The organism is Polaribacter sp. 11A2H, from assembly GCF_011379025.1.
GTDB lineage: Bacteria > Bacteroidota > Bacteroidia > Flavobacteriales > Flavobacteriaceae > Polaribacter.
In genome coordinates this window covers 1-972 of the sequence record NZ_WTLD01000047.1, presented here as the reverse complement: position 1 = coordinate 972, position 972 = coordinate 1, and the positions used below count along the sequence as shown (strand labels likewise).

Annotated in this window: 1 protein-coding gene; it reads right to left on the bottom strand. The window is 31.0% G+C overall.

What is annotated here, in order from left to right:
* Positions 1–49: 49 nt before the first annotated feature.
* Positions 50–972: IS256 family transposase (locus GQS58_RS16845; protein WP_166388052.1), on the bottom strand; the 923-nt coding region annotated here is incomplete at its 5' end.

Below are 972 nucleotides of genomic sequence, written 5' to 3'. Positions count from 1 at the left end.
GACACTATCCTAAAATCTGTGTAAGTTAAAAAACTCAGGGTTAAATTATTTATAGTTTAATCCTGTTTTCAAATATAGCTAAAAATTGATTAAGTATAATTCCCCAATTTCTAATTGGCATTGTCCACTTTTTAGTACTTTCTCTCAGGGCTAAAAAAACAGATTTCATGACAGCTTCATCAGTTGGGAATGAGAGTTTGTTTTTAGTATATTTTCTAATTTTCCCGTTGAGATTTTCTATAAGATTTGTGGTATAAATTATAGTTCTTATTTCAATAGGAAAATCAAAGAATACAGTAAGTTCATCCCAGTTATTTTCCCAACTTTTAATAGCATAAGAATATTTAGAGTCCCATTTATCTTTAAAGTCTTTTAAGGATGCCTTTGCAGCTTCTTTTGTAGGTGCCGTATAGATTTGTTTCATATCTCTAGTAAACTCTTTTTTATCTTTCCAAACAACATAGCGACAGGAGTTTCTAATCTGATGCACCACACATATTTGAGTAACAGAATTAGGGAAAACAGTTTTAATTGTATCTGTAAACCCATTTAAATTGTCGGTTGCTGTGATTAAGATATCTTGTGTTCCTCTAGCTCTAATATCTGTTAAAACACTCATCCAAAAAGCAGAAGATTCATTCTTCCCTAACCATAAACCAAGTACTTCTTTTTTACCATCGGTTCTCAAACCTACAGCAATGTAAATGGTTTTGTTGATGACTTTAGAGTTTTCTCTAACTTTAAAAACGATTCCATCCATCCAAACGATAAGATATGTTGCTTCTAAAGGTCTATTCTTCCAAGCTATAATATCATTGGTAATACTATCGGTAATTCTTGATATAGTACTTGTGGAGATGTTAAAATCGTAAAGTTCTCGTATTTGTTCTTCTATATCACTATTGCTCATCCCTTTTGCATAAAGGGAAATTATAATGTTTTCTATACCTTCTGTAGTACTTTCTCTTTTTT